Annotated in this window: 31 protein-coding genes; 18 read left to right on the plus strand and 13 right to left on the minus strand. The window is 64.1% G+C overall.

The window, feature by feature from the left end:
• Window positions 1-76: 76 nt before the first annotated feature.
• Entirely contained in the window at window positions 77-472 is a 396-nt protein-coding gene (locus QA640_RS17470; RefSeq protein ID WP_283041817.1) for a hypothetical protein, read from the plus strand.
• A gap of 63 nt (window positions 473-535) precedes the next feature.
• Here the strand turns inward: QA640_RS17470 and QA640_RS17475 are convergent, their stop codons facing one another.
• A complete protein-coding gene (locus tag QA640_RS17475) occupies window positions 536-1,834 on the minus strand; it encodes an alpha/beta hydrolase (RefSeq protein WP_283041818.1) in 1,299 nt (432 codons plus the stop codon).
• A gap of 353 nt (window positions 1,835-2,187) precedes the next feature.
• Here QA640_RS17475 and QA640_RS17480 point away from each other — a divergent pair, with 353 nt between their 5' ends.
• Together QA640_RS17480 and QA640_RS17485 are read left to right on the plus strand one after the other, a co-directional pair.
• Complete coding sequence (locus QA640_RS17480) at window positions 2,188-3,555, plus strand: amino acid permease (RefSeq protein WP_283041819.1); 1,368 nt, start codon at window positions 2,188-2,190, stop codon at window positions 3,553-3,555.
• 14 nt (window positions 3,556-3,569) lie between these two features.
• On the plus strand, window positions 3,570-4,772 hold the full coding sequence (locus QA640_RS17485; RefSeq protein WP_283041820.1) for a hypothetical protein: 1,203 nt from the start codon (window positions 3,570-3,572) through the stop codon (window positions 4,770-4,772).
• Here the strand turns inward: QA640_RS17485 and QA640_RS17490 are convergent, their stop codons facing one another.
• Window positions 4,773-4,943, minus strand: a complete 171-nt coding sequence (locus QA640_RS17490) for a hypothetical protein (protein ID WP_283041821.1) — start codon at window positions 4,941-4,943, stop codon at window positions 4,773-4,775. It lies immediately after the preceding gene.
• A gap of 108 nt (window positions 4,944-5,051) precedes the next feature.
• Entirely contained in the window at window positions 5,052-5,390 is a 339-nt protein-coding gene (gene yidD / locus QA640_RS17495) for a membrane protein insertion efficiency factor YidD (protein WP_283041822.1), read from the minus strand.
• 250 nt (window positions 5,391-5,640) lie between these two features.
• Here yidD and QA640_RS17500 point away from each other — a divergent pair, with 250 nt between their 5' ends.
• Complete coding sequence (locus tag QA640_RS17500; protein ID WP_283041823.1) at window positions 5,641-6,540, plus strand: hypothetical protein; 900 nt, start codon at window positions 5,641-5,643, stop codon at window positions 6,538-6,540.
• 68 nt (window positions 6,541-6,608) lie between these two features.
• Here the strand turns inward: QA640_RS17500 and QA640_RS17505 are convergent, their stop codons facing one another.
• Window positions 6,609-7,064, minus strand: coding sequence for an iron-sulfur cluster assembly scaffold protein (locus tag QA640_RS17505; RefSeq protein ID WP_283041824.1), 456 nt, complete (start codon window positions 7,062-7,064; stop codon window positions 6,609-6,611).
• A 255-nt stretch (window positions 7,065-7,319) separates the two neighbouring features.
• Between QA640_RS17505 and folE the strand changes: the two genes are divergently transcribed.
• The 4 genes from folE (at window position 7,320) to QA640_RS17525 (ending at window position 11,019) form a co-directional block, all read left to right on the plus strand.
• A complete protein-coding gene (folE, locus tag QA640_RS17510; RefSeq protein ID WP_283041825.1) occupies window positions 7,320-8,012 on the plus strand; it encodes a GTP cyclohydrolase I FolE in 693 nt (230 codons plus the stop codon).
• Window positions 8,013-8,040: 28 nt separating this feature from the next.
• The gene (hisI, locus tag QA640_RS17515) at window positions 8,041-8,463 is read left to right on the plus strand and encodes a phosphoribosyl-AMP cyclohydrolase (protein ID WP_283041826.1); all 423 of its coding nucleotides are present in this window, start codon (window positions 8,041-8,043) and stop codon (window positions 8,461-8,463) included.
• Between the two features lie 216 nt (window positions 8,464-8,679).
• Window positions 8,680-9,696 (plus strand): lytic transglycosylase domain-containing protein, encoded by a 1,017-nt coding sequence (locus QA640_RS17520; protein ID WP_283041827.1) that lies wholly within the window; start codon window positions 8,680-8,682, stop codon window positions 9,694-9,696.
• Between the two features lie 147 nt (window positions 9,697-9,843).
• On the plus strand, window positions 9,844-11,019 hold the full coding sequence (locus tag QA640_RS17525; protein ID WP_283041828.1) for a DUF2336 domain-containing protein: 1,176 nt from the start codon (window positions 9,844-9,846) through the stop codon (window positions 11,017-11,019).
• Between the two features lie 127 nt (window positions 11,020-11,146).
• Here the strand turns inward: QA640_RS17525 and QA640_RS17530 are convergent, their stop codons facing one another.
• The 3 genes from QA640_RS17530 to QA640_RS17540 form a co-directional block, all read right to left on the minus strand.
• Entirely contained in the window at window positions 11,147-11,725 is a 579-nt protein-coding gene (locus QA640_RS17530; protein WP_283041829.1) for an Hpt domain-containing protein, read from the minus strand.
• Between the two features lie 30 nt (window positions 11,726-11,755).
• Window positions 11,756-12,301, minus strand: a complete 546-nt coding sequence (locus QA640_RS17535) for a response regulator (protein WP_027525630.1) — start codon at window positions 12,299-12,301, stop codon at window positions 11,756-11,758.
• 214 nt (window positions 12,302-12,515) lie between these two features.
• Window positions 12,516-13,295, minus strand: coding sequence for an NAD kinase (locus tag QA640_RS17540; RefSeq protein WP_283041830.1), 780 nt, complete (start codon window positions 13,293-13,295; stop codon window positions 12,516-12,518).
• Window positions 13,296-13,517: 222 nt separating this feature from the next.
• Here QA640_RS17540 and QA640_RS17545 point away from each other — a divergent pair, with 222 nt between their 5' ends.
• Window positions 13,518-15,041 (plus strand): peptidase S10, encoded by a 1,524-nt coding sequence (locus QA640_RS17545; protein ID WP_283041831.1) that lies wholly within the window; start codon window positions 13,518-13,520, stop codon window positions 15,039-15,041.
• Here the strand turns inward: QA640_RS17545 and QA640_RS17550 are convergent.
• Together QA640_RS17550 and QA640_RS17555 are read right to left on the minus strand one after the other, a co-directional pair.
• Complete coding sequence (locus QA640_RS17550; RefSeq protein WP_283041832.1) at window positions 15,031-16,416, minus strand: serine hydrolase domain-containing protein; 1,386 nt, start codon at window positions 16,414-16,416, stop codon at window positions 15,031-15,033. The genes QA640_RS17545 and QA640_RS17550 overlap by 11 nt on opposite strands.
• A 111-nt stretch (window positions 16,417-16,527) precedes the next feature.
• A complete protein-coding gene (locus QA640_RS17555) occupies window positions 16,528-17,067 on the minus strand; it encodes a tetratricopeptide repeat protein (protein WP_283041833.1) in 540 nt (179 codons plus the stop codon).
• A gap of 270 nt (window positions 17,068-17,337) precedes the next feature.
• On the opposite strand from QA640_RS17555, the gene QA640_RS17560 reads away from it, so the two are divergent.
• The 4 genes from QA640_RS17560 (at window position 17,338) to QA640_RS17575 (ending at window position 19,718) form a co-directional block, all read left to right on the plus strand.
• The gene (locus tag QA640_RS17560) at window positions 17,338-17,694 is read left to right on the plus strand and encodes a hypothetical protein (protein WP_283041834.1); all 357 of its coding nucleotides are present in this window, start codon (window positions 17,338-17,340) and stop codon (window positions 17,692-17,694) included.
• Window positions 17,695-17,925: 231 nt separating this feature from the next.
• The gene (locus QA640_RS17565; protein ID WP_283041835.1) at window positions 17,926-18,315 is read left to right on the plus strand and encodes a hypothetical protein; all 390 of its coding nucleotides are present in this window, start codon (window positions 17,926-17,928) and stop codon (window positions 18,313-18,315) included.
• Between the two features lie 286 nt (window positions 18,316-18,601).
• Window positions 18,602-19,309: an outer membrane protein gene (locus tag QA640_RS17570; RefSeq protein WP_283041836.1), complete on the plus strand. Its 708-nt coding sequence runs from the start codon at window positions 18,602-18,604 to the stop codon at window positions 19,307-19,309.
• 160 nt (window positions 19,310-19,469) lie between these two features.
• Entirely contained in the window at window positions 19,470-19,718 is a 249-nt protein-coding gene (locus QA640_RS17575) for a hypothetical protein (protein WP_283041837.1), read from the plus strand.
• 9 nt (window positions 19,719-19,727) lie between these two features.
• Here the strand turns inward: QA640_RS17575 and QA640_RS17580 are convergent, their stop codons facing one another.
• On the minus strand, window positions 19,728-19,982 hold the full coding sequence (locus tag QA640_RS17580; protein WP_283041838.1) for a hypothetical protein: 255 nt from the start codon (window positions 19,980-19,982) through the stop codon (window positions 19,728-19,730).
• Window positions 19,983-20,279: 297 nt separating this feature from the next.
• The gene (locus QA640_RS17585; RefSeq protein ID WP_283041839.1) at window positions 20,280-20,666 is read right to left on the minus strand and encodes a hypothetical protein; all 387 of its coding nucleotides are present in this window, start codon (window positions 20,664-20,666) and stop codon (window positions 20,280-20,282) included.
• A gap of 101 nt (window positions 20,667-20,767) precedes the next feature.
• Between QA640_RS17585 and QA640_RS17590 the strand changes: the two genes are divergently transcribed.
• The 3 genes from QA640_RS17590 (at window position 20,768) to QA640_RS17600 (ending at window position 23,064) form a co-directional block, all read left to right on the plus strand.
• The gene (locus QA640_RS17590) at window positions 20,768-20,932 is read left to right on the plus strand and encodes a hypothetical protein (RefSeq protein WP_283041840.1); all 165 of its coding nucleotides are present in this window, start codon (window positions 20,768-20,770) and stop codon (window positions 20,930-20,932) included.
• Between the two features lie 41 nt (window positions 20,933-20,973).
• On the plus strand, window positions 20,974-21,216 hold the full coding sequence (locus QA640_RS17595; RefSeq protein ID WP_283041841.1) for a GNAT family N-acetyltransferase: 243 nt from the start codon (window positions 20,974-20,976) through the stop codon (window positions 21,214-21,216).
• A gap of 150 nt (window positions 21,217-21,366) precedes the next feature.
• Window positions 21,367-23,064, plus strand: a complete 1,698-nt coding sequence (locus QA640_RS17600) for a HAMP domain-containing methyl-accepting chemotaxis protein (RefSeq protein WP_283041842.1) — start codon at window positions 21,367-21,369, stop codon at window positions 23,062-23,064.
• 198 nt (window positions 23,065-23,262) lie between these two features.
• Here QA640_RS17600 and QA640_RS17605 read toward each other — a convergent pair whose 3' ends face one another.
• Window positions 23,263-23,994 carry a dienelactone hydrolase family protein gene (locus tag QA640_RS17605; protein WP_283041843.1) on the minus strand — a complete coding sequence of 244 codons (732 nt, stop codon included), beginning with the start codon at window positions 23,992-23,994 and terminating at the stop codon, window positions 23,263-23,265.
• Window positions 23,995-24,157: 163 nt separating this feature from the next.
• On the opposite strand from QA640_RS17605, the gene QA640_RS48325 reads away from it, so the two are divergent.
• Both QA640_RS48325 and QA640_RS17610 read left to right on the plus strand, forming a co-directional pair.
• Window positions 24,158-24,391, plus strand: a complete 234-nt coding sequence (locus tag QA640_RS48325; RefSeq protein WP_349253727.1) for a c-type cytochrome — start codon at window positions 24,158-24,160, stop codon at window positions 24,389-24,391.
• A gap of 415 nt (window positions 24,392-24,806) precedes the next feature.
• Window positions 24,807-24,980 carry a hypothetical protein gene (locus tag QA640_RS17610; protein ID WP_283041844.1) on the plus strand — a complete coding sequence of 58 codons (174 nt, stop codon included), beginning with the start codon at window positions 24,807-24,809 and terminating at the stop codon, window positions 24,978-24,980.
• Window positions 24,981-25,202: 222 nt separating this feature from the next.
• Here the strand turns inward: QA640_RS17610 and QA640_RS17615 are convergent, their stop codons facing one another.
• The gene (locus QA640_RS17615; RefSeq protein WP_283041845.1) at window positions 25,203-25,451 is read right to left on the minus strand and encodes a hypothetical protein; all 249 of its coding nucleotides are present in this window, start codon (window positions 25,449-25,451) and stop codon (window positions 25,203-25,205) included.
• Between the last annotated feature and the right edge of the window lie 29 nt (window positions 25,452-25,480).

Here is a 25,480-nt window from a genome sequence, read left to right on the forward strand (position 1 = left end):
CCTCAGTGGACGCTTGGCAAACAGCGCAGGACGGCGCTAGAAGGCGAGGGTTGGGGACCAACGAGAGCTGACTGAGATGAGGATGATTCTGGCGCTTGTCGCGGTGCTGTATTCGGCCGCCGCTTTTGCGCAAACCGACACGCCGATGGTCGGCGACAAGCCGCTGGTGCAGGTCAAGCCCAAGGGGGGCGGCAAGGGGACCAAGGAGGCGGCGGCCAAGGGCAAACCCGAGGCTGCCGCGCCCAAGGGCAAGCCGCAGTCCACCGCGGTCAAGCTCCAGGCCTGCCTCGACATCGACGATGGTACCAAGGATCGGCTCAACTGCTACGACGGGGTGATCCCGCCGCAGCCGAAGCCGAAGCCCGCGAAGGCGAAGGGCGTTGCCGATTGCCGCTTCTTCAAGGAAGAGGACGAGCGCCTGGCCTGCTTCAACGGCTTTGCGGAAAGCATTCCGAAGCTGCCCAAGAACTGATTGTCCGAACGACACCTTGGAGACAGCACAGACGCATGACGGCGGGTGCAGCTATCGTCGATGCTAGCGGCTCGATGAGGATGGCGCACCTGCGGCCACGCGTGTCAGCGCCAGCGATGGTGTTGCCGACATCTTGACCAGCACGTCCTTGAGCGGATTTTGCGTCCAGGCGCGGGTCACGTAGTCGCGATGCCTGATGCCGTCGCCGGTCTCGACGAACACCACGCTGCCGGGACGCAGGGGACCATCCATGTCCTCCGAGACGCTGATGCCCTTTTGTCGGAGCATGCTCATCAGCTCGCGATCGCGCCGCGCGGTGTAGTGCGTGTAGGAGCTGACGAAGAAGCCGGAGCGGTGACTTTCGATCCACGAGGCGAACTTGTCGAGCTCGCCATAGACCGCGTCGAGTAGCACGACGCCGCGAACGCGGTCGCTGATGCCGCCGACCTCGAGGCTCCAGGCGGTCGGCAGAAATCCGCCGCTATAACCGACGATGACGATCGGCATGTTGGCGAAGGCGCGCGCGCTGCCGGGATCGCCATAGAGACGAGCGAGATGCTCGCTGGATTCCGCCATGAAGCGCTTGAGCCCGCCGGGCTGCCAGAACTTGCCGGCGCTGGAATCGGCGGCGTCGACCGCCATCTGCGGTGCAAGCAGCACGGCGTTGGCGCCGGAGTCGGAGATCTGCTGCGGCACCAATTGCCGGTCGCGCACGTCGCGCTCCAGAGTCGCGCCGTTGCCGTGGAAGAACACCACGATCACGCCGGGCTTGCGCACGTCGAAATGCTCGGGCACATGCACGAGCACGCGGCTGTCATTGTAGGTCTCGTCCTGCCAGAACACGCGTCCCGAAGAGCTGCGGTGGCCGCGGCGATCGCCCTGGGAGATGTTGAGGAAGGGTGTATCGGAGGCGGGATTGTTGCCGAAATAGGGAAAAGCGGACGATTTCATGCTGACGAGCGTCGTCAGGTCGTCGCGTTGCGGACGCTGATAGGGCACCTGCGGCTCGAGCGAGGCGACCTTGTAGGGCGCCGGCTCCGCCTGCTGCGCCGCGCGTTTGGGCGAAAAGTCCGACATCTGCCGCTGCAGGAAGCTCTCGCTCGCGGTGGGGAAGCGCTCCTTGAACTGCGGCGCCGGGAAGCGATCCTCGAATGTGTCGCCGCTCGCGACCTGGCGGTCCGTCTTGGCGATGACCTGAGTGTTGGCTTGGGAGTTCGCGGCGAGCGTCGTCGGGTTGGGGGCTTGGCCGCAATGAACCAGTGTCAGCGAGAGCGGCACAAAGACGAAGGCGAGGCCGATCCGGCAGGCAAGTCGGAGCGCGCGACGATGCATGCCGGGCGATCTCGCCCGGTCAGCAACCATGGCTGTTTCGACTCTCGGATCGGCCCCGACCATCCACCCACTAACCCCAAGGCAATCGGCTATCTTGAGCTAATTGAGCCGACTGGTGTTTAGGCGACGTTAAGCTTCCGGAGAAAAGTCCCCACATCCGGAACGCTCAAAAGGACCACGCAATCGTGTCGTGATTGTGGGGAGGGCGAGGGCGAGCCGGCCTTCACGGCACGGGAGCAGGTTTATCGCCCGCAAGCGAGCATATGTGGTGCGAAAATACCGCCTTCGCTTGCCTCATTTAACCCGTGTTAACCCTGCTTGAATTGACTGGACCAATCTGCACGATGCTTGGGAGAGGCGCGAGGCCTCAGCTAAGGACGGCGATGACGGCATCAGATGCGGGAAGCCCGGCGTGGACGGGCCGGCGTCTCGGAAGCGAGTCCGGCGTTTCCGTCCTGGTGGCGACCGCGATCGTCGTCGCCGACATGGTCGGCGTCGGGGTGTTCACGAGCCTCGGCTTCCAGGTCAAGGATATCCCGTCCGGCTTCTCGATCCTGCTGCTCTGGACGGTCGGCGGCATCGTCGCACTGTGCGGCGTATTTTCCTACAGCGAACTCGGGGCGATGTTCCCGCGCTCGAGCGGCGAGTACAATTTTCTCGGCCGCGCCTATCATCCCGGATTCGGTTTTCTGGCCGGCTGGGTCTCGGCGACCGTCGGCTTTGCCGCGCCGGTCGCGCTCGCGGCGATGGCCTTCGGCCAATATGCAAAGTCGGTCATTCCGACGTTGCCGCCGATCCCGCTTGCTATCGGTGTGGTGTGGCTGGTGTCGATCGTGCAGCTCACCGGCGTCAAACACTCCTCGACCTTCCAGCTCGTCTCGACGATTCTGAAAGTCATTCTGATCCTGGGTTTCCTGGTCGCGGGCTTTGCGATCGGCGTACGACAGCCGGTGTCGTTCATGCCGGCGGCGGGCGACTTCGGCCACGTCACCAGCGCGCCCTTCGCGATCGGGCTCGTCTTCGTGATGTACTCCTTCTCCGGCTGGAACGCGGCGACCTACATCATCGGCGAGCTGCACATGCCGCAGCAGAGCCTGCCGCGCGCGCTGCTTGCAGGCACGCTGATCGTGATGCTGCTCTATGTGGCGCTGAACGCGGTATTTCTCTACGCAACCCCGATGGACAAGCTCGCCGGCCAGCTCGAGGTCGCGAGCATCAGCGGCGCCGCCATCTTCGGCGACCTCGGCGGCCGCATCGTCGGCACCATGATCTGCATCGGTCTGATCTCCTCCATCAGCGCGATGATGTGGATCGGTCCGCGCGTCATGATGACGATGGGCGAGGACATTCCTGCGCTCCGCGTGTTTTCCCGGAAATCGGCGAGCGGCGCGCCGGCCTATGCGATCCTGTTTCAGCTCGCGGTCGCCAACCTGCTGCTCTTCACGCGCAGCTTCGAGGCCGTGCTCGACTTCATCCAGTTCGCGCTGTTGTTCTGCTCGTTCTTCACCGTGCTCGGGGTGATCAAGCTGCGCTTTACCGATCCCGCTCTGCCGCGGCCCTACCGCGCCTGGGGGTACCCGGTCACGCCGGTGGTGTTCCTGCTGGTGACCGCCTTCATGATGTACTATCTGTTGAACGAGCGGCCGGTTCAGTCGCTGTCGAGTATGCTGATCATGCTCTCGGGCCTGTTGATCTACGCCATTTTCCGCAGAAGGCCGGACGCCGCTGCAACCTCACGCCATCGCGAATAGACGTGTTTCGACCCATGAAGATTGCGGCCGTTGCCTTCACCTTGTTGTTCGCGGTCGTGACTCCCGCACGTGCGGCCGGCACCGTGACGGCCGACGATACGGCGCGCTTCCTCGCGGGCATGCAGCCATCCGCGGAGTCTCCGCTTGTGGCGCTGACCAGGGATCCATCCTGGCAACGCCACGCAAAATTCTTCGACGGTGCGTTCGCCCAGCTCGAGCAGCGGCAGCTTTCCAGGATCCGCGCCTGGTCGGAGGTCAATCTGGCCGCGCCCCGGCCGACCATGTTCTACATGTTCTCGGGGCCGGATTTCCTCTACGCCGACGCGTTCTATTCCAAGGCAAGCACCTACGTGCTTGGCGCGCTCGAGCCGGTCGGCAACGTTCCCGACCTGACGCGCGTGCCGCGCGGCGCGATTGCGCCCGCGCTTTATAATGTGGAGCAGTCGCTGAGCTCGATCCTCAGCTTCAGCTTCTTCATCACCAAGCATATGAAGGTCGACCTGCGCATCAACGAGGTCAACGGCACCTTGCCGATCCTCTACGTCTTCCTGGCGCGTTCGGGGAAGACCATCCGCAACGTCGAGATGATCTCGATTGACGACAAGGGCGGGCTGCACATGGCGAGCGAAAACGCAGGTCCGAACGCCACGCACGGCGTGCGCATCACCTTCGCCGGCAGCGACGGCGCGGCTCGGACGCTGTATTACTTCTCGACCGATCTCTCCAATCCCGGCGCGCGCGCGGCCGGCTTCCTGAAGTTCTGCGAAACGCTCGGACCCGGCAACAGCCTGCTCAAGAGCGCGTCGTATCTCCTGCACGCCGGCAACTTCACGATGGTGCGCGACTGGCTGCTCGCCAACAGCGCCACGATCATCCAGGACGATTCCGGCATTCCGCTCGCGAACTACAATGCGCGGCAATGGCGGTTCTTCCCGTTCGGGCGCTACCTCGGCCCGATTGCGGAATTTCCCGGCCGATATCAGGAACGCTATGCCGAGCTCTTCTCGAGCGCCCAGCCGATCGATTTCGGCATCGGCTATCGCTGGCGCATGAATGAATCGAACCTGCTGCTGTCGGTGAAGGTGCCGGGAAGCGAGACCATGCCGGCCGAGACCACCTCGTCGGCCGAACCGACGCCAAAGCCCGTGCGTCCCAGACGGCCGCGTCCGCCCGAGCCGATCCCGCCGCCGCCCGGACGCTTCTTCTGGTTTCGCTAGCTACCAGTGAACGCTCTGGCTCGGAACGATGAAGGCCGTCGTGCTTGGCGGAGTTGCGAGGCTTGTTGCCAGGTACCAACCGGAGCCGAGGACGAGGGCGAGCAGCGCGATGATGGCGAGGAGGTCGATGGTCCTGCGGTCGTGACCGTGGGGGCTGATTTTCCAGCGCATTGTTGTTTCCTCCCGATGGGAGCGTCACAACACACCAACGCAATCGTAGCGTTCGCGGTTCCGCGCACGTCAGAGTTGCGCGGTACGCTTGGAAGTGCTGGATTGAGATCAGGATGCGTTGACGCCGCGCCAGCGTCCGTAGCGCCAGGGCAGATACCAGCGTGCGCCTTGCGGGGCCGTCAGTGGCACGTTGTCGATGCCTGATGTTCCGAACGGGTGGCAACGCAACAGCCGCGCAAGCGTCATCCAGCCCCCGGCCCAGAGCCCGAAACGTTCGATCGCCTCGTCGCCATAAACGGAGCAGGTCGGCAAGTGCCGGCAGTTGTAGCCGACCAGCGGCGAGAGCGTGTGCCGGTACAGCCAGATCAGCCCACGCCCGACATTGCGCGGCAGGAGCAGCAGCATGGCGGAGATTGTGGAACCAAATTCGGAGGCTGAATGCTTCATGTGCGCTTTGCTGCAAACCTGTGCCGCGAATTGCGCGGTTCCTGCGCACGGAACATCAACTTGTTGCGCGCGCGCCATACTTTGCCTGTTTTTAGGGAGCACTGCAGCAAGTCTCTATGGACGAGCTGTATTCCCACGGATACCATTTTTGTGACGTTCGTGAGATAGGAACATACGTCTGTATGTATAGACTCATCTGGCGCAACTGGGGGATGTTTGCGCGACATTGGGGCTTGGGGAAGGGACCACGTTGAGACTCCTGAAGTCGCTTGATATTCGCGGTTGGTTGCTGGTTGGAACCACCGCTTGCTGCGCTGCGCTGGCGGGCGCGGTCGCAACCTTCAGCTCTTCCGCACATGCAGGCGGTACGCTCGAAGAGCGCAAGCTGCCGATGAAGTTCAACTGGGTTGCATGCGAGCCGAATTGCCGCGGCTGGGTCAGCGCCGTCGGCATCATCACCGCCGATACGCCAAAGGCTTTCGAGGATTTTGCCCGCGGACGGCAGCTCGGCGGCGCGACCGTCGTGCTCGACTCGAGCGGTGGGTCCGTGAACGATGCGATCGCGCTCGGTCGGCGCTTCCGTAATCTCGGCCTTTTGACCACCGTCGGCATCAGCATGCCGAATCGCGGCGGGCAGGGCGGGCGTCCGGCGGTCGCGTCTGAGGCCTATTGCGAATCGATGTGCGTGTTCCTGCTCCTGGCGGGCAAGAAGCGTTATGTTCCGGATGCAGCTCATGTCCGCGTGCATCAGATCTGGATGGGCGACCGCGCCGACGACGCGCGGGCCGCAAGCTACAGTGCGCAGGACCTGATGATCGTCGAGCGCGACATCGGCCGGCTCGCCAAGTACACCTTCGACATGGGCGGCGCCGGTGACTTGCTGTCGCTCGCGCTGAATGTGCCGCCCTGGGAAGACCTGCACGAATTGAATACGGCCGAGCTCAAGCTGACCAATCTGGTGACGACCGATGCCGCTTCCGATGTGCTGCCGCACGTCGATGTCTCGGCCCCTGCGATGGCCGACGCGGCGCCGAAGGCTCAGGACCGCTTTGCGGCGGAACCGGAGCAGCCTGTAAAGTCGACCAAGACGGCGGAAGCGCTGGTGGCGACCGGCGGTGCGTCGGCGCCTGGCCCGGCGTCGCAGAAGTAAGCCCGACAATGGCCCGGTTATTCCGGGTGCCGCGCTTTGCTGGGCTGCCAGAGTGACGGCAGCAGGAGCTAGTCCTGCGCGGTAGCCGGCTGCTTCGTCTTCGCTTCGATCTGGCCGATGGCGTCGACGACGGCGTCGAAGGTCAGCAGTGTCGAAGCGTGGCGCGCCTTGTAGTCGCGGACCGGTTCGAGGAACTTGATCTCGGCCCATTTTCCGTCCGGCGGCGCACCGTTTTCTTTCAGCATCTTGCGAACGGTTTCACGTAACTCACGGAGTTCGCTCGCAGTCGAGCCGACCACATGACTTGCCATGATGGATGAAGACGCCTGTCCGAGCGCGCAGGCCTTCACATCATGGGCGAAGTCGGTGACGGTATCCCCACTCATCTTGAGATCGACCTTCACTGTCGAGCCGCACAGCTTGGAATGAGCAGTGGCGCTGGCGTCGGGATCGGAGAGGCGACCCAGACGGGGAATATTCCCGGCCAGTTCGATGATCCGCTTGTTATAAATGTCGTTCAGCATGTGATGGGGCCTAAGACCTTCCGGGCGGCTTCCGGCGGGATCGGCCTTGGCGGCCGCCGTCCTCGGCCCTATATAGGGTCGGAACTGGCAGAAAAACAGTCCGGCAGCCTTGTCGGATGATCGAAGACCTCGTGTCCGACGTTGAGGCGAGGGCGACTTATCGCCAGAATTGGTTGTTCTCTTCAGGCGTCCGGCGGCATCCCGCCCCGTCTGCCGGTGACACTCCGGCCAGAAGGCCGGTCGAACGGAGTTGACATGGACGCGCTGATCAAATCCATCCGCCCGAACAAGCCTTCCGACAAGCAGCCGGAAGGCCGGCCCGCTGAGCTCGATCCTGCCGAATTCCTCGCTGTCGCCGCCCGCGCCGACCAGCCGCGCCCGGCGCGCGCCGAGGCCGAGCAGGCGGTGAAGACCCTGCTCGCCTATATAGGCGAGAACACCGAGCGCGAGGGTCTGCTCGATACGCCGCGCCGCGTAGTCGAGGCCTTCGACGAGCTCTATCAGGGCTACCACCAGTGCCCGGCCGAGGTGCTGGACCGCACCTTTGGCGAGACCGCCGGCTATGACGACTTCGTGCTGGTGCGCGACATCGAGTTCACCTCGCAGTGCGAGCACCACATGATGCCGTTCTACGGCAAGGCGCACATCGCCTATACTCCGGTCGAGCGGGTGGTGGGCCTGTCCAAACTCGCGCGCCTGACCGACATCTTCGCCCGCAGGCTTCAGACCCAGGAGCACCTGACCGCGCAGATCGCGGCTGCGATCGACGAGATCCTGAAGCCTCGCGGTGTTGCGGTGCTGGTCGAGGCCGAGCATACCTGCATGTCGGTGCGCGGCGTTGCCAAGCATGGTGCGATGACGTTCACCAGCCGCTTCACTGGCATGTTCCGCGACAATCCTGCGGAGCAGGCCCGGTTCCTGTCCCTGGTGCGAGGCTCACAGCGCTGACCTCGCGGGCGAATTTGCAAGGGGTCTCGTGTCCACGCACTCCCACGACATCGAGGAAGGGCTGAGCTTCCAGCCCAGGTTCGATGGGGCCGGCCTCGTCACCTGTGTGACGACGGATGCCGCGACCGGCGACGTCTTGATGGTCGCCCACATGAACGACGAGGCGCTACGCAAAACCATCGCGACGGGTGAGGCCTGGTACTTCAGCCGCTCGCGCAACGCGTTATGGCGAAAAGGTGAGACGTCGGGTCAAACGCAGCGCGTCGTCGAGATGCGCACCGATTGCGATCAGGACGCGGTCTGGATCCGGGTCGAGCAGATCGGCGCAGCCTGCCATACCGGCCGCCGCTCGTGCTTCTACCGCAAGGTGGAAGCCGATGGTGGGGACGCGAAGCTCGTCTTTGTCGAGGCCGTGCGACTGTTCGATCCCGACGCGGTCTATAAGAAGTAGCCTCCGCTGTTCCGGGGCATGCGCAGCGCGAGCCCGGAATCCATCGATAGGCAATACGCGCGGCTGAATGGATTCGGGGTTCGCAGCTTCGGTGCGCCCCGGAACGACAAGCGGAAGCATCTTAACCCCGCATTAACCATAGCTGTCCCAGGTTGGCACGACAGGGCGCTGAAATGTGGCGCTACTCAACTGCCGCGCAAGGGCTGGCGCTCCATCATGTCGGTCGACAACTCAAGTGCCACGACGACGGCCGGGATCGATCCGTCGCGGGTGCGTGTGACCGGCGCGATCAAGCAGGCCTCCAATCTCACCGGCGTCAGCTTCGAATACATGCTGACCACCGCGAAGATGGAATCGGATTTCAATCCGACCGCGGGTGCGTCGACTTCGTCTGCGCACGGGCTCTATCAGTTCATCGACCAGACCTGGCTCGGCACCGTGAAGGAAGCGGGCGCCCTGCTCGGCTACGGCAGCTATGCCGATGCCATCACCAAGACCTCCTCCGGCAGCTACACGGTCACCGACCCGACCATGCGGCGCTCGATCATGAAGCTGCGCGACGACCCCGATGCCGCATCGAGCATGGCAGCGGTGCTGGCACAGTCGAACAGCTTCAAGCTCACGGGCCTGCTCGGCCGCCGTCCGAGCGACAGCGAACTCTATATGGCGCACTTCATGGGCGTCGGCGGCGCGGCCAAGCTGATCGCCAACGCCGAGGACAATCCCCAAGCCGTCGGCGCGCGGCTGTTTCCCAATGCCGCGGCCGCCAACCGTTCGATCTTCTACGCGCAGGACGGCCGGGCACGCAGTGTCTCGGAGGTCTATTCGGTGCTCGATTCGCGCTACGCAAGCGCCGCGAACTCGAAGGCGACGCGTACGGCCATGGCGCTCTATGGCGACACGCCGTCGACGACGCAGGTCGCGAGCGCGAATGGAGTACAGCCCACGCCGCTGATCAACAACGCGGCCTATCTCCAGACCTTCCCGGATACGCGCGTGGCGACGCCGGTCAGCGCAACCTCGGCGATGACGGTGGCGGACAATTCGCCGAGCACACCGGTGTTTCGCTCGATCTACCAGCCCGGCGACAGCACGCAGCCGGTTTCGGCCACCGTACAGAAATTGTGGGGCAATAATGCCTCGCTCACCTCGGTAACGAATGCGACGCCGGACGTTCGTGCGCCGCAGCCGCTCGACCTCTTCAGCGATCGCGGCGGTACCTTCTCGAGCTGAGAGCCACGCTGCACATTTTGCAGCCCTTAACAAAACGTCAATAAAACCAGTCAGTTATGGTGAACGCTTTGTTAAGCGTCGTGGTTTATTTTGTCTTGCGGGTGACGGGCGTCACCGTTTCGTTTGGTTGCGTCGGCCGGAAGCACAATGATCGTTCGGCAGTTTGTCAATTGGATCAGGACTGCGCCGGCTGGTGAGCGGGCCGAGGCAACACGGGCGTTGGCCCGTGCGTGGTTGATTTCAGATCTTTCTCGCGACGATCGCCTCGCCGCCGAAGGCGCGCTGCTGATGCAGCTCGACGATCCGTCACCGCTGGTACGCCAGGCCATGGCGGAAGCCTTCGCGCGCTCGACAGAGGCGCCGGCGGCGATCGTTCAGGCGTTGTCGACCGACCAGCCCTCGGTCGCGCTTCCCGTGCTCGAATATTCGCCGCTCCTGATCGATGCCGATCTCGTCGACATCGTCGCGACCGGCAATTGCGAGGTGCAATGCGCCGTCGCGCGCCGCATCGCGCTGCCGGCGTCGGTGTGCGCCGCGATCGCCGAGGTCGGGTGTGCGGCGGCCGCGCTCGAGCTGATCGAAAATCCCTATGCAGCGCTCGCGCCGTTCTCCTGGGACCGCATCGTCGAGCGGCACGGCCATCTTGCCGCGATCCGCGAAGCACTGCTGGTGCTCGACGATCTGCCCGCGGCCACGCGCGCCGCGCTGGTCGCAAAACTCGCCGAGACGCTGTCGCAGTTCGTGATCGCCCGCAACTGGCTGAGTACCGATCGCGCCGAGCGCATCGCAACGGAGGCGCGCGACCGCTCCACCGTCAACATCGCGGCGCGCTCGCGCGGCGAGGACATGCAAGGCCTCGTGCGCCACCTGCGCGCGACGTCGCAGCTTACGGCAGGCCTGATCCTGCGCGCGCTATTGTCGGGCAATCTCGAATTGTTCAATACGGCGCTTGCGGAATTGTCGGAGATGCCGCAGGCGCGCGTCGCTGCGCTGCTGCACGATCGCGGCGGAGCCAGCCTGCACGCGCTTCTGCGCCGGGCGGGCTTTCCGGAATCGACCTTCGCGGCCTTCCAGATTGCGCTCGAGGCCTGCCACGAGCACGGCTTTGCCGACACCCAGGATGGCGCTGCGCGGCTGCGCAGGCGCATGGTCGAGCGCGTGCTCACCCATTGCGAGACTGATCGCGACGCAACCGAGCCGCTTCTCATCTTGCTGCGCCGCTTCGCGACGGAATCGGCGCGCGAGGAAGCGCGCCTGTTCTGCGACGAGCTCGTGGCGGAGGAGGCGATCGCCCCGCTTTATGACGACTTGATCGCGGCGTAGCGAAGTCTCGGTAGGGTGGGTTAGCGAAGCGTAACCCACCACTTTACTCGACACGCGGAAATCAAAGAGGTGGGTTACGCCTTCGGCTAACTAACCCACCCTACGGCGGCTTGCATGTGGTGAGCCCTTAATCCGCCGGCACGATGCTCGGCGCCAGAATTGCTTCGAGATGCTCGGGGCGATCCCGGTTGACGTGGGCGAGATAGTCGTCGGCAACCCTGCGCAGGCGGCGGCTGAGCTCGCCCGAGACGCTCAGGCTGTCGAGCTTGGTGTTCTCGTGTACGATGGCCTGGATGGCGTTGATGTGGTGGGAGAACAGTTCGCTCGGCACCTTGGCAAGATCCGGCGCATGCTCGATGACGCGACACAGACTTTCGGCGATGACCGCGGCAGACGGATAGCCGAACGTCGCGGCATCGCCCTTGATGTCGTGGGCCGCACGAAACAGCTCGTCGCGCGCTTCCTTGGTGAAGCCGCCCTTCTGCACGGCCGCGTAGGCCGCAGCCAGCCGTCCGGTCTCGATCGCCATCCAGTCCTTGAACTCTCCGGAGAGTCCGGCGAGCGCCTGCTCGGCGCGACCGACCGGATCGTCCATGTCCTTCTCTTCGACCCGGCGCAGCACCTTGCGCAGCGGATTGGGCTGCGTGATCACGTGATGGGTAGCGAAGGCCTTGACCTCGATGTCTCTGGGGCTGTTCTTGGCCATGATGCCTGCCTCGATGATTGAGGACGCTCGCTAGATGGAGGATCGCGCTTTGTCGAGCAGCGAGGGTTGCTGCAGCACCTCGTGCTTTTCGCCGACGCGTCGTTCGGGGCCCATATAGGCGGAGCTGGTGTTGCGGCGGCGATCGGGTCCGAAATAGGTCTTGGTCTTGATGAAGGGCCGGGGATTGGCGACCACGTTCAGGATGCGCTGGTAGAGGCCCTTGGCCGAGATCGGCTTGGCCAGGAATTCGGTGACGCCGGCGTCGCGCGCCACGGTGACGCGGCGCTTTTCGGAGTGACCTGTCAGCATGATGATCGGCGCGTAGGGGTTGCCCTTGGATTCCGGCTGCCGGATCATCTGCGCCAGCTCGAGCCCGTCGAAGATCGGCATGGCCCAGTCGGTGATGACGATGTCGGGCACGTAGTGGCTGTACATTTCGAGCGCCGTGGCCCCGTCTTCCGCCTCGTAGACCTCGCGCGCGCCGAAGGAGTGCAGCAGCGTCCGCAGGATGCGGCGCATGTGCGGATTGTCGTCGCAGACGAGGAAGCGCAGCTTGTTGAAATCGATGCGAAACATGACGCCCGGGCCGAAGCGGTCAAACTTCGTTAACCATATCGCGTTGTGGGTTAACGAAGCGTTGCTTTTGCCGGCTCGCCGAGTCCGGTCCGAGGATGTCAGCTCCTTGACCAAACAGGTGTCATGCTCCGCCGCCGGGTATCGCCTTCGGCGAGCCGATGACAGGCAAGGCGGGCGATGACAGTTGTGGGTGTGGAAGCGGCGTAGGTGATTGCTAGTAGCCGAACTGCTCGCGCAGAATCCGCTCTTCCAGGCTGTGACCGGGATCGAACAGCATCCGCATCGAGATGGTCTTGTCGGACAGCACCTCGACGCGGCGGACGTCGCGCACCTCGTCATGGTCGGCGACCGCCGCGACCGGACGTTTCTCGCAATCCTGCACCTCGAACACGACATAGGCCGTGTTGGGCAGGAGGGCGCCGCGCCAGCGGCGCGGACGGAAGGGACTGATCGGCGTGAGGGCGAGCAGGGCGGCGTTGATCGGCAGGATGGGACCCTGCGCGGAAAGATTGTATGCGGTCGAGCCCGCCGGCGTCGCCACCATGATGCCGTCGGCCATCAGTTCGGACATGCGTTCATGCTCATCGACCAGGATCTTCAGCCGCGCCACCTGATAGGTCTGACGAAACAGGGCGACCTCGTTGATCGCGTGATGAATGTGCACCGCGCCCTGCACGTCGGTGGCGCGCATCAGCAGCGGATGGATCACGGACACATGTGCGGCCTCGAGCCGCACGCGCAGGTCGTGCGTCGAGAACTCGTTCATCAGGAAGCCGACCGTACCGCGGTGCATGCCGTAGATTGGCTTTCCCGTGCGCATGTTCTGGTGCAGCGTTTGCAGCATGAGCCCGTCGCCGCCGAGCGCCACGACGACGTCGGCTTCATCGGGTGTGCAATTGCCGTACAGCCTTGTCAGCTGCGCATAGGCTTCCTGGGCCTCGGTGCCCGCGCTGGCGACGAAGGCGATCCGATCATATCGCTTGGGCTTTGTCATGAAATCGCGGGGCTCGAAAGGGTCAGGCCGGCTCGAAAACGTGTGCCGAGGTCGTCTATACGACCTCTGCGGTTCTTGTCGAGCGTGACCCTGAGCCATGGCAAACGGTCAATCCGCCGTGATGCCGTGCCTTTGTCGCAGTCTTGTGCTACAGCCTGTAGCGGATAACAGGGAGTGAGCAGCGTGATCACATCATCGGCGCTTTGCCGCGGGGGGCTTTTGTTGGCGCTCCTCGCCCTTGCCACGCTCGCGCCGGTCCGCGCGGACGACCCGCCGCAGCGTCCCGATGCCGCGACGCCCGCAGGCCAGAAGGGCGGTCCCGGGGCGCGCGCCGGCCAACCGCCGAGCACGCCGTCCGCGGCCGAGCAGCATCGCCTGCCCCCGGACTCCACGACCAGGCAGACGCTGGAGCTCCCTGGGCGGACGCTCGCCTTCGCGGCGACCGCGGGCTCCATCCGCCTGTTCGATGACAAGGGCGAGCCGCAGGCCGAACTCGCCTACACTTCCTATCAGCTCGACGGGACCGACCGCGCCACGCGCCCGGTGACGTTTTTCTTCAACGGCGGGCCGGGCGCATCGTCGGCCTGGCTGCAGCTCGGCAATGCCGGTCCCTGGCGGCTGCCGATCAATGCCGACGAGGTCACGCCATCGACCTCTCCGGAGGTGATGCCCAATGCAGAGACCTGGCTCGATTTTACCGACCTCGTCTTCATCGATCCCGTCGGAACCGGCTACAGCCGCTTCGTGGCGACCGGCGAGGACGTCCGCAGGCGGTTCTATTCCGTCGACGGCGATGTCAGCGCACTGGCGCTGGTGATCCGCCGCTGGCTCGAGAAGCACGACCGGCTGCTGTCGCCAAAATTTGTCGCGGGCGAAAGCTATGGCGGCATTCGTGGGCCGAAGGTCGTGCGCCAGTTGCAGATGCAGCAGGGCGTCGGCGTCAACGGCCTGATCATGATCTCGCCGCTGTTCGACTTCCGCGAGTTCGCCGGCACCAGCCTCCTGCAATATGTAGCAACGCTTCCGAGCTATGTCGCGACCGTGCGCGAAGCCAAGGGTCCGGTGAAGCGCGCCGATCTGGCCGACGTGGAAGCTTACGCGCGCGGCGAGTTCTTGGCCGACCTCGTCAAAGGCGAAGCCGACAGGGAGGCGGCCTCGCGCCTGGCCGACAAGGTCGCGGCGTTGACCGGCATCGACCAGGCGGTGAGCCGCAGGCTCGCCGGCCGCTTCGACGTCGGCGAATTCCGCCGCGAGCTCGACCGCAAGAACGGCAAGGTGACCGGCCGATACGATGCCTCCGTGCGTGGCTTCGATCCCTATCCCGATTCCACCAGCTCCCGTTTCGGCGATCCCTCGGGCGACACGCTTCAGGCGCCGCTGACCAGTGCCGCTGTCGATCTCCTCACGCGCAAGCTCAACTGGCGGCCGGACGGCTCCTATGAGGTTCTCAATGGCGCGGTCGAACGGGCCTGGGATTTCGGCCACGGCATCAATCCCGCGCAGTCGGTGTCGGAGCTGCGCCAGATCCTCGCAACGGACGCGAAGATGACGGTGTTGGTCGGACACGGCCTGTTCGACCTCGCCACGCCCTATTTCGGCTCGCAGATCGTGCTCGACCAATTGCCCGTCTTCGCCTCAGCGCCGCGCGTCAAGCTCGTGGTCTATCCCGGCGGCCACATGTTCTATTCGCGTGATGCATCGCGGCAGGCGTTCCGTGCCGAAGTCGAGGCGATGATCAAGCAATAGGCCGGCGCTTTCGCGGCGGATATTTGCGCGCGATCTCGCGGGCGATCGCGCTCTCCGGCTTGACGTTGATGCCGGCGAGCCAGATGTCGCTGACCCTGCCGCGCTTGTCGCGGCTGCGGCGCACCGGCTCGCCATGACTGGCATAGCCTGCGGCTGTGGCGAAAGTGCCGGCATCGCGACCGGTGACCTCGATCTCGGCCGCATCCATGAACGGATTGTTGAAATGCGGATTGGCGACCACGACGCGGTTGCCCATCGGCACGAGATCGACCGCACCCCAGATCGTCCACCAGCGGCCGGTCCAGTCCCGTGACCGCCGGTCAGGTCTCCCGCGACTCTGGAACGCGCGCAGGATCTGCATCGCGCCGTCCATCCAGATTGGCGCTGCGCCATCGATGCAGTTGCTGAGCATCGTGATGGCGAGCTCGCAGCCCGGAATGGAGCAGGTTCGGGAGATGTAGCCCTGGAAGCCGCCGCTATGGCCGAACCAGTCCCAGCCGTCGGTCTTGCCGGCGTTGACGCCGAGGCCGTAATAGCCCTCGAAGCTCTGCGGAATGCGCCAGTGGTTTCGCGTCATGTCGCGGCGGCTCGCGACCGACAGCACGCTCTTTCTTGCGTTGGGTGCGAGCTGCGCGAAGAAGCGGGCTGTGTCGGCGGCGGTTGCAACGAAGCCGGCGGCGGGCGTCATCGCGTGCGTGAGGTTATCGCCGGGGATCACGCAGCGCTCGCCAAACGGCAGCTTTCGCGTGTGGCCGCGCGCGAATGGCGTGCCTCGGGCAAGCGGCGCGCTCGGCTCGGTCTCGCGAAGGCCGGCGGCTGCGATGATCTCGCGCTTGATCCACGCAGGGTAGGGCTGTTTCGTGACGGCTTCGATCACGAGCCCGATCAGGCCAAAGCCGTGATTGGAGTATTTGAAGCGCGTGCCAGGCTCGATCGCAGTGGTCGTTTGCAGCTCCGCCAACAGCTCGTTCTCGTCGAGGTAGGGACGGCTGTCGATGAACTGGCCGGAGTCGGCGCCGTCGCGCGTCAGGCCTGCGCTATGGGAGAGCAGCTGAGAGATCGTCGTCTCGGCAACGCGCGGATGCAAGTCCCCGACATATTCGCCGACGGGGTCGTCGAGCCGCAGCTTGCGCTGCTCGCGCAGCTTCAGAATGCCGGCGGCGGTGAAGCTCTTGGAATGCGAGGCGATACGAAAGCGGTGACGCGGCGTCAGCTTTTCGCCGGTGTCGAGATTGGCGAGGCCGAACGCGTGCTCAGCAACGACTTCGCCGCGATGGGTGATCGCGACGATGAGGCCCGGCTGTTGCGACCCGATCAGCTGAAACTCGATCCATGAGACGATGTAGTCGATCGCGGCTCGTAACCACGCATCCATTGCCCACCACACGCGAAGGAGAGGTCCCTCGCCAAAGCTAGCCGACATGACAGAACCGGCGCAACCCCGAGAGTTGCGCCGGTTCATTCAACTCTGGAGTGGGAGTGGTGGTCAGTAGACGAGCGTTGCGCCCGTCGGCTTGTCGAGCGCTGCGGCAAGCGAACGATATTCTTCGCTGCCGGTGCCGGCAAGCGAGGCGATCTTGTTCAGATGATACTGCGCCTGTTCGCGGTTGCCCTGCTCGAGCTGCCAGAGTCCGTAATACTGCCAGGTGCGCACGTGGTTCGGATCGTCCTTGAGCGCGAGGTCGTAATAGACCTGGGACTGCTTGTAGTCGCCGAGCTTGCGGTAAGAGTAGCCGATCAGGTTGGCGACGTCCGCGACGTCATCGCGCTTGAGCGTCTTGAGCTGGTCGATCGCGCTCGCATAGTCGTGGCGATCGTAGATCGTGGTGTAGGCCGTGCGATAGGCCGCGAGGAATTTGGGATCGCTGACAGAGGAGCTCTTCTTCTTCGATTTCTTGGACGAGGTATCCGACTTCGGCGGCGAGGGCTCGTCGCTACCGTTGGCATAGGCGCTGGTCAGGACCGGCGTTGCGACCATGGCCATCGAGACAAGTCCAGGTACCAGAAGCATTGAAAGTCTGCGCATCTATCTCTCCCGTATGGAACGCGGCGATCCTACACGATTGCCTCAAGACCGGAACACCCGGGCCGTAAAAACATTCCCGGCCGCCCGGCTTATTCCGGAACACCATGGCCGGGCCTGCCGCCGACAACATGACAAAGTTGTCATCGAGATGAACGGAAGCCGTCTGCGTGCTTCAGAATGGGTTCAGTGCGTCCCGCCTAACGTCTGCACCATGATCGAAGGGTCGGCGAGAGGGCGCCGCCTCAAGATCCTGCCAAGAGGAGACACACCATGTTGAAGACCATTTCTGCAGCCTTCATCGCCGCTTCCGTCATCGCCGCACCGGCCTTCGCTGCCGAGGCAGGCAAGACCACGACCCAGGCACCGGTGATCAAGGCCGACCAGACGCAGACCAAGGCGTCGAACGCCGGCGCCAAAACCAACGTCAAGGCCGACGCGAAGACGGATGCCAAGCTAGACACCAAGACGAAGGCGATGAACGCCAACGCCGCCGTCACGCCGAGCGAGCACAAGTCGGTCCACAAGCATCGTCATCACCACAAGATGCTTTCGGCCAAGAAGCAGCCGAAGGCCCAGCCCGACGTCACCAAGCCGGGCGCGCCGGTGACGACCGAAAAGCGCAGCTAGCAACTGATCCCGCGCGGTGGCGACCCACATTGCCCTGCCATCGCGCAGGATTCAGGCCCGGCCCGACTGCCATTGCCCTCGCGAAAGCGTGAGCGATGGCGGCGGGCCGGTTAAGCCGTTTCAGTAGCGAGAAGCGAATTCCCTCGGCCCGACCTTGCGTCTAGAACGGCTTTGCGTCCGGTCGGTGAGAGGGGAATCGTGGGGAGATTGGCAAAACGTGCGAGCGTCCTGATGCTGCCGCTGATGCTGGCGGCATGCTTCGGCAGCGACGGCGGCCGGCCGTCCCTGGTGGACGATGCGCAAAGTCCAGCGCTGCAGCCGTTTCCGGATAATTTCCGCAGCGAGGCGCTTGCCATCATGCACATCTATCTGAGCGATCCGGTCGGCGTACGCGATGCCGCGATGGCGGATCCGGTGCTGCGCACCGTCGGCGGTCGGCCGTTCTATGTGAGCTGCCTGCACTTCACCCCGCGCGAGAGCGACGGCAGCTACCGGGGCATGCGCGAGCGGGCGATCGTCTACGTCAGTGGACGCGCCGACCGGGTCACCGATCGGGCTGGCGAACTGTGCGCGGGTGCGGTTTACGCACCGTTTCCAGAACTGGAAAAGATGACGCGGTAGCGCAAAGCGCATCTTCACCGGCAGGTGCTAGCAGAGGAGCGCCTGGAAGCCGCTGATCACATTTCGGGGAGCTCTGAACAAGGCCGTGGGCCTGGCGACAAATGATAACGGCAGTGTGCGCGCGAGCGAAAAAATCTGTCGTGACGAGGGAACGCCGGGGAACGAAAAGTCGTTATTGCGGCCTCGTCACTGCACCGAACGATCAAGGCTCCGGCATCGCCGCGAAGCAACCAAATTCAGGCCACGTTGTTTGCTGAGGGTGAATTCGAGATAACGGGGATCATCCATGAAGACGTTTTTGCTCGGCGCAGCCGCTGTGCTCGCGCTGGCAGCGCCAGCCGCCGCGGCCGACATACCGGCGCGTCCCTATACCAAGGCCCCGGCCTACACGGCTCCGCAGGTCGTCTATAACTGGACGGGCTTCTACGTCGGCGGCCATGTCGGCGGTGCGTTTGCCGGCGACAACACCTTCCAGTCGAGCAGCGCCCGCTTCCTTGGCGGCGTGCAGGGCGGCTTCGACTATCAGTTCGCACCCAACTGGGTAGCGGGCATTGAGGCCCAGTATTCCTGGCTGCCATCCAACAACAATGGCGTCCTGTTTCCGGCCGGCACGCTGGTGACCTCCAATAGCAACCAGCTCGGCTCGGTGACGGGCCGCCTCGGCTACACCTGGGGCCCGGCGCTGGTCTACGCCAAGGGCGGCTACGCCTGGCGCAACAACAATTTCGGCGCCAGCGTCGGCGGTGTGCCCACCGCGGTCGCCACCACCGGCAACAACAAGGACGGCTACACCGTCGGTGCCGGCCTCGAATACATGTTCGCGCCGAACTGGTCGGCCAAGGCCGAGTACCAGTACTATAATTTCGGCAACACCACCGTCACCGCCGGCCCGGCCGACGTCGTCGGCGTCCGCGGCCGGGAGGACGACCATACCGTCAAGGTCGGCGTGAACTACCGCTTCGGCTGGGGCGGCCCGGCCGGCTCGCGCTACTGATCCTCGACAGCAACGACAGACTGCAAGGGCCGGCTTCGCCGGCCTTTGTTTTGCATGGCCGGTCAGCGTCACGGGCCTGCGGTAAAGCAAAAATAATTTTTGCTGCTTACGGAACGCGCATGCCGGGACGCGTTATTATGGAATTGCCGGGCTGGGTGAGATGGCGAACATGCGTATCTTGGCGTCGGTGGTGATCTCGTTATTCGTCACGCTGCCGTGCTCGGCACAGACGATCCTCAAATCCGAACCGTTGGTGTTGGCACCCTATGAAGTGGCCTTGGTACAGGATTTTTCCTGCGGACCGGGCCGGGTGCTGAAGGTCACCGGTGCGATCCGCGGGCTGCATCGGCGCAAGGCCTGCGTGGTGCTGTCGGGCGAGCAGGCATCGCTGGCGATCGCAACGCCCTGAAGCGCGTCTTCACGAATTGAACTGCGGCTCCATCCTGGATTGCCGCTCCGCGTCCGCCTTGTTTTTGGCTGGATCCTCGCCGGGACCAACGCGGCACGGCTTGATCTCATAGTCATTGTCCAGGATGCGGCGCGGCCCCGGCCTGTCCTCGTCGGTCGCGACGTCCACGACCAACCCGCTCTGCTGCGCAATTTTCCAAACATCGGCCTCGCTTGGGTAGGCCTTGCTGAGTTGGGCGTCGTTGCAAAATAGCGCGTAGGGCATGGGTCCTGCCTCCCGAACGCCCTCAACGCTTAAGCGGATTGAGGGTTTCAGCCGCCGGAGAGCGCGTCATCACGGATCCGTGATCCGGACGATCGAGGCTTGAGTCGTAAACGAGTCCTGAATCCCGAGAAAAAGAATCCCTGGGACTCCCAGGCTGGAATCAGCGGATGTTTCTGGCCATGACGACCGACCTGAAAACCTCCTGCGAGCACATGCTCCTGCCGCTCACGCTGGCGCTGTTCGGCGCCTGTGCGGCTAATCTGCTGCTGGTCTGGTCGTGGCTCTGATGGCCTGAGCTTATGTCGCGGCCGGAGGCCGGGGCGGGGGATTGTGGATGGCGTCCCTGACCTTGGCGAGGGTCGACTGGCAAAACTCCTCGCGCTCGCGCTCGAATCGCTCCTGATGCTTGCGGAAGTTGGCAACCCTGGCTTGTACTTCGCTGCGGAAATCGCCCGATCTCCGGGGCGGAGAGACCCGGAAGGGCTGTGGCGAAGGCGCCGCCAGCGGCGGCTGGTCGAGCTCACGGACCTCTTCGATCACCACCCCGGAGGCGACCTCCACGGCTGCCGGAGGGGGCATGGAAGGCGGCCCCGTCAGGAGTGACTCCTCCTTCCGCCCCGTCACGGATTGAACAAAGGCCAGTGTCTGCGCAATCAGCGCATCGCGTTCCCTGATCCACTTCATGGTCCACCTCTGAGCGCGTCCCATTCCAGCAAACCGGCCGCGCCGAATCAAGGCGCTTGCAGGGGATTGCATATTCTTCCCGATCGCCCGAAACTACGGCAATGAAACCGAACAACGAATGGCCCGACGAGGCCGAGGGCTTGCTCCTGGTGCGCGCCTTCCTGTCGCTGCCGCCCGACAAGCGGCGTCTCGTGCTCAAATTCGCCGATGAGCTGGTACGTGCGCAGGACCGCCACGAGGAGAAGACGGAAGCGTCGCCGACCTGAACAGCGACGGCGCCCGCACTCAGGCTAGCTGTAGCGTTTCCGTGCACAGCTTGCACGCTGGTGCGACCTCGGCTCGGCGGCTTGGGGCCGGCGCCGTGCTGGTGCGTGCGATCGAGGAGCATGCCCGCCGGCGCGGCTTTGCGCGGATTTTCCTCTACACGATCAGCGCCGCCCCGTTCTATCAGCGACTCGGCTGGGACCTCGTCGAGCACACCGACTGGAAGGGGTTTGGCAAAACCGCCTTCATGTCGCGCACGATCCAGTCAATGTCGCAGCGGTCATAGAAACCTTACGCGAAGCTTACAGAACGGGCATGAAAAGCCATTCTTCCGTAATCTTACGCGCAGCAAATTGTATCAAATCTTAACGTCTGTGGGTTCCATTGGCCGGGTCGCTGCCGGGTCCTCGAGTTGGCCCCAACCGGACGAGTTGCCATGCGCTTTTTGAATAACCTGAAGATAGTCTTGAAAGTCGGCCTGATCGTGGCCGTGCTGGGCTGCGCGCTCCTGGGCGTGGCGGCGTTCAGTGCCGTCCAGCTCTCTTCGACGGTTGATAGCTTTTCGGATTTGACAGGCGCCCAAGCTGCGGCGCTGGGCCTGACGCGTGCGCTGCGGCGGGCGGAATCCTATCACGCCGCGCTCTATGCCACGCTGACGGAGACCACCGAGCAGGGCAACGCCAGGCGCCTCAAGATCGCGAGCGACAACCGCGATGAGATCGCCGGCCTCCTCGATGCCGCGATCAAGGGGGATGCAGCCCGCGCCGGCGAAATCCGCGCCATCGGCGACAAGTTGAAGGGCGTGTTTGCCGCCTGCGACCCGGTGCTCGAGGCCGGCGCCAAGGCGAGCACGGCGGAGGAAAACGCCAAGGCTGCCGACCGCGCCCACAAGGAGTGCGATCCGGCGATGGATGCAACGCTCGCCGATATCGCCAGCTTTGTGACAGTCACGGTCGAACAGGCGACCAAGCGCAGGCAATCGCTCGGCGCGCAGGCCAGCGCCTCGATCCGCACGATGATTGGCGTCAGCGCGGTCGGCCTGTTGATCGGCGTCGCGATTGCGCTCTTCCTCGGCCTCAAGGCGATGTCGCAGCCGATTGCCCGGCTCAAGCTCGCGATGGAGGGGCTGGCGCGGAACGATCTCGCCACCGAAGTGCCCGAGAAGGATCGCCGCGACGAGATCGGCGAGATGGCGAAGACAGTCGAAATCTTCAAGACCAACGCGCTCGAGGTGGAGCGGCTCAAGAAGGCGCAGGAGGACGCCGAGCGGCAGGCCGCCGCGCAGCGCCGGCGCGACATGGTCGATCTCGCCGATGGGTTCGAGCGCGCGGTCGGCGAAATCATCGACACCGTCGGCTCCGCCTCCACCGAGCTCGAGGCATCGTCCTCGACGCTTGCCACCACCGCGCAGCGCGCCCAGCAACTGACGTCGGTCGTCGCGGTGGCCTCGGGCGAAGCCACCGGCAACGTCCAGTCGGTCGCAAGCGCGACCGAGGAACTGTCGTCGTCGGTCAACGAGATCAGTCGCCAGGTGCAGGAATCCGCGCGGATGGCGATCGATGCGGTGGGTCAGGCGCGCTCGACGACCGAGCGGGTGAGCGAGTTGTCGGCCGCAGCGAGCCGTATCGGCGACGTCGTCGAGCTGATCAACACGATTGCGGGCCAGACCAATCTGCTCGCACTGAACGCCACCATCGAGGCGGCGCGCGCAGGCGAGGCCGGCCGCGGCTTTGCCGTCGTCGCCTCCGAGGTCAAATCGCTGGCCGAGCAGACCGCGAAGGCAACCGGCGAGATAAGCCAGCAGATTACCGGCATCCAGAGCGCCACCCAGGATTCGGTGACGGCGATCCGCGAGATCTCGGCGACGATCGAGCGGCTGTCGGAAGTCGCCTCCACGATCGCAGCCGCCGTCGAGGAGCAGGGTGCGGCGACGCAGGAGATCGCCCGCAATGTTCAGCAGGCCGCCCGCGGCACCCAGCAGGTCTCCTCGAACATCGGCGACGTGCAGCGCGGCGCCGCCGAGACCGGCTCGGCCTCCTCGCAGGTGCTGTCGACCGCGAAGATGCTGGCGACCGACAGCAATCGGCTGAAGCTCGAAGTCGGCAAATTCCTGTCAACGGTGCGCGCCGGTTAGGCTGGGACGGCAGACCCGGCGGCCTTGCGCCGCCGGCGCTGCAGACCTCATGGCGCGATCAGAAGGGCGAACGCGACCGCGAACAGCATGCCCGTCGCGACGACGGCCGCGATCGCACCAGCGGTGATCTTGGCTCCCTCCTGGCTGGAATATGGATTGCGCACTCTACCTCATGTTGAGCTTTGATCCAATGTGTGGTCAGCTGGCGAGCCGCGCCTGAAAGAACTGGCTGACGCGGTCGATCGCATCCGCAGTCATCGGATCGGTATCGGAAAAATCAAAGCCGTGCGGCTTGCCGGGATAGGGCACGAACTCGGCTTCGGCGCCGACGGATTTGGCGAGCTCGATCAGTTTCTTGCCGCTCGCGATGGAGACGTTCTGATCGGCTTCGCCGTGCAGCTCGATCATCGGCGGCAGATGTTTGAGCTTGCCGGCCATTGCATCGGGCATGCCGCCATAGAGCACGGCGAGCGCGGCGATGCGCTCGTCGCGGGCGGCCGTGTTGGCGGCGATGAAGCCGCCGAGCGAGAAGCCCAGCAGGCCGACGCGCCCCGAACTGTCCGGCCGGCCGAGGATGCTCGTGACGGTCGCGGAGACCGTGTCTGACCAGCCGTCGAACCGCGTCGCGTCATAGGCCTCGCGACTTTCCTTCGTGCTCGTCTTCGAATGCAGCATCGCCATATCGGTCTCGGTCATGTAGCGGAGGAGATAGGCATCGATGCCCTTGGCCAAAAGCGCGTCGGCGTATCGTTCATAGGCGCGTCGCCTGAGCTCGATGCCGCGCGAGCCGTGCAGCAGAATCACGGCGGGCCGTTTTCCGGATGCGTCCGCAGCGTGACGCGTCACGACATCATGACCGGGCTCGGAGCGCGCGGCAGGCGACAGCGAGAGCAGGGCGAGACCTGCAAGCGTGGTTCGTCGCGTGATCATCAAGCAGCCTTCTTCAAGCAGGATACCGATCGGGGAGCGTCGCCTGGTATAGTGTGCCTGCGACAGAAATTTGACCGTACATTTTTCTCGAGGTCTTGCCCGATGATCCCCGATCGTCCTCCGGCCGGGATTTCGCTTCGCTGTTCTTGCCGGAATGGGAACTATGAAGCTGAACGCGATCGTATTCTTGTTGCTGATCTCTTGCGGCGCTCCTGCGATTGCGCGGCAGGATGGCGCGACACTCTATGCCACGCATTGCGCGCAGTGCCACGATAGCGGCGATCCACAGAGCCGGGTGTCGCCGCCTTTCCGCAAAGCATCGACGGGCCGCGCTGGAATGGCCGGGGCGCCGATCTCAACAACAGCCGTTTCCAGCCGGCCGGGATGGCCGGGCTGACGGCGGAGCAGGTGCCGCGCCTGACATTGAAACGGGCATATGCGTTTCCCGGCGCGACGCGCGCCTTTGCGTGCTGCTGGCGTTCGAGGTGGGGAAATGATGCGCGGAAGGCCTGCGACATATGAGCGGGGCGCAGCCGGATTCACATAAGCAAGTGCGGGAACCCGCGAAGCAGAGCACAGCAGCTTGCCGACGTGCCGTCTCAACACCGGCGTGGGCTTGCGGCCTCAGCATTAAGCCTCCACCAGGGCCCCCAGATGCTGAGGCCGTCTTTTATGCTCGTCTCCAGACTGTCCTGCTGCGGGACGAACGCCAATCGACATTATTTACAAGCTGTGAACCATGAAAAATGATCGGCAAATTTTAGCGAAACGAAGTGCGGGCCCTTCGCGTCAAGTTTGCTGGAGGTGCAGCGATGGTCACAGATGCAGGTTTCGACGAGCGTGAAAGCGAGATCGCCCGCTACAGGATCTTGGCGCAGGAGGTGACGGACCCGCTCGCCGCGCGTCTGTTGCACCACATCGTCATCGATCTCGAAGCCGACCTAGTGCGCGATCGCGCGGCCCGTCCAGGTAAGGCGGATGGATGAGGCGTGCATGTCAGCGCCAAGTAGCTGGTGCCGGCTGAGGGGATTGCGATCTCAGTGTAACATACTGATTTAAAAAACGAATTTTGTGTACAGCTTGGGCCGATACCAACGCAGATACCAACAGATCGCGAACTTGGGCGAAGTTTTGCCGGGGACAACGCCAGCAGAGCCCGCCTGCCGGCCGTCCGATCGGTGTAATACGGGCCAGGTTGATCACAACCGTTAGGACTGAGAATGCCCGGCGGAAATACCCTGTGCCCCGTCTGCAACGGCAAATGCGTGTGCATAGTCTGCAACGGCCAGATGGAAATCACCAAGATTGGCACAGACGAAGGCGTGCCCTGTCCGGTCTGCTGCGGCGATCCGAACAAGCACGAACGCTTGCGCGGCGTTTGCCAAAATTGCGAAGGCGTCGGCACGGTCGACAAGCCGCCAGCCCTCTAAACCTGGGGAGCGGGGCAATATCGCCATGGAGGCGCTGCGTTCTACCCACGAGCGGG

The sequence above is a fragment of the Bradyrhizobium sp. CB82 genome, from assembly GCF_029714405.1.
Lineage (GTDB): Bacteria > Pseudomonadota > Alphaproteobacteria > Rhizobiales > Xanthobacteraceae > Bradyrhizobium.

What these genes read in the sequence shown, in the direction of transcription:
- QA640_RS17615 (WP_283041845.1), bottom strand. Translation starts at nt 25,451, where the DNA reads ATGGCGATATTGCCCCGCTCCCCAGGTTTAGAGGGCTGGCGGCTTGTC.
- QA640_RS17590 (WP_283041840.1), top strand. Translation starts at nt 20,768, where the DNA reads ATGAAACCGAACAACGAATGGCCCGACGAGGCCGAGGGCTTGCTCCTG.
- QA640_RS17610 (WP_283041844.1), top strand. Translation starts at nt 24,807, where the DNA reads ATGGTCACAGATGCAGGTTTCGACGAGCGTGAAAGCGAGATCGCCCGC.
- QA640_RS17535 (WP_027525630.1), bottom strand. Translation starts at nt 12,301, where the DNA reads ATGTTTCGCATCGATTTCAACAAGCTGCGCTTCCTCGTCTGCGACGAC.
- yidD (WP_283041822.1), bottom strand. Translation starts at nt 5,390, where the DNA reads ATGAAGCATTCAGCCTCCGAATTTGGTTCCACAATCTCCGCCATGCTG.
- QA640_RS17540 (WP_283041830.1), bottom strand. Translation starts at nt 13,295, where the DNA reads ATGACAAAGCCCAAGCGATATGATCGGATCGCCTTCGTCGCCAGCGCG.
- QA640_RS17555 (WP_283041833.1), bottom strand. Translation starts at nt 17,067, where the DNA reads ATGCGCAGACTTTCAATGCTTCTGGTACCTGGACTTGTCTCGATGGCC.
- QA640_RS17520 (WP_283041827.1), top strand. Translation starts at nt 8,680, where the DNA reads ATGTCGGTCGACAACTCAAGTGCCACGACGACGGCCGGGATCGATCCG.
- QA640_RS17505 (WP_283041824.1), bottom strand. Translation starts at nt 7,064, where the DNA reads ATGCTGAACGACATTTATAACAAGCGGATCATCGAACTGGCCGGGAAT.
- QA640_RS17585 (WP_283041839.1), bottom strand. Translation starts at nt 20,666, where the DNA reads ATGAAGTGGATCAGGGAACGCGATGCGCTGATTGCGCAGACACTGGCC.
- QA640_RS17485 (WP_283041820.1), top strand. Translation starts at nt 3,570, where the DNA reads ATGAAGATTGCGGCCGTTGCCTTCACCTTGTTGTTCGCGGTCGTGACT.
- QA640_RS17550 (WP_283041832.1), bottom strand. Translation starts at nt 16,416, where the DNA reads ATGGATGCGTGGTTACGAGCCGCGATCGACTACATCGTCTCATGGATC.
- QA640_RS17490 (WP_283041821.1), bottom strand. Translation starts at nt 4,943, where the DNA reads ATGCGCTGGAAAATCAGCCCCCACGGTCACGACCGCAGGACCATCGAC.
- QA640_RS17575 (WP_283041837.1), top strand. Translation starts at nt 19,470, where the DNA reads ATGGCGAACATGCGTATCTTGGCGTCGGTGGTGATCTCGTTATTCGTC.
- QA640_RS17565 (WP_283041835.1), top strand. Translation starts at nt 17,926, where the DNA reads ATGCTGCCGCTGATGCTGGCGGCATGCTTCGGCAGCGACGGCGGCCGG.
- QA640_RS48325 (WP_349253727.1), top strand. Translation starts at nt 24,158, where the DNA reads ATGAAGCTGAACGCGATCGTATTCTTGTTGCTGATCTCTTGCGGCGCT.
- QA640_RS17600 (WP_283041842.1), top strand. Translation starts at nt 21,367, where the DNA reads ATGCGCTTTTTGAATAACCTGAAGATAGTCTTGAAAGTCGGCCTGATC.
- QA640_RS17475 (WP_283041818.1), bottom strand. Translation starts at nt 1,834, where the DNA reads ATGGTTGCTGACCGGGCGAGATCGCCCGGCATGCATCGTCGCGCGCTC.
- QA640_RS17605 (WP_283041843.1), bottom strand. Translation starts at nt 23,994, where the DNA reads ATGATCACGCGACGAACCACGCTTGCAGGTCTCGCCCTGCTCTCGCTG.
- QA640_RS17470 (WP_283041817.1), top strand. Translation starts at nt 77, where the DNA reads ATGAGGATGATTCTGGCGCTTGTCGCGGTGCTGTATTCGGCCGCCGCT.
- QA640_RS17525 (WP_283041828.1), top strand. Translation starts at nt 9,844, where the DNA reads ATGATCGTTCGGCAGTTTGTCAATTGGATCAGGACTGCGCCGGCTGGT.
- folE (WP_283041825.1), top strand. Translation starts at nt 7,320, where the DNA reads ATGGACGCGCTGATCAAATCCATCCGCCCGAACAAGCCTTCCGACAAG.
- QA640_RS17480 (WP_283041819.1), top strand. Translation starts at nt 2,188, where the DNA reads ATGACGGCATCAGATGCGGGAAGCCCGGCGTGGACGGGCCGGCGTCTC.
- QA640_RS17530 (WP_283041829.1), bottom strand. Translation starts at nt 11,725, where the DNA reads ATGGCCAAGAACAGCCCCAGAGACATCGAGGTCAAGGCCTTCGCTACC.
- QA640_RS17570 (WP_283041836.1), top strand. Translation starts at nt 18,602, where the DNA reads ATGAAGACGTTTTTGCTCGGCGCAGCCGCTGTGCTCGCGCTGGCAGCG.
- QA640_RS17560 (WP_283041834.1), top strand. Translation starts at nt 17,338, where the DNA reads ATGTTGAAGACCATTTCTGCAGCCTTCATCGCCGCTTCCGTCATCGCC.
- QA640_RS17580 (WP_283041838.1), bottom strand. Translation starts at nt 19,982, where the DNA reads ATGCCCTACGCGCTATTTTGCAACGACGCCCAACTCAGCAAGGCCTAC.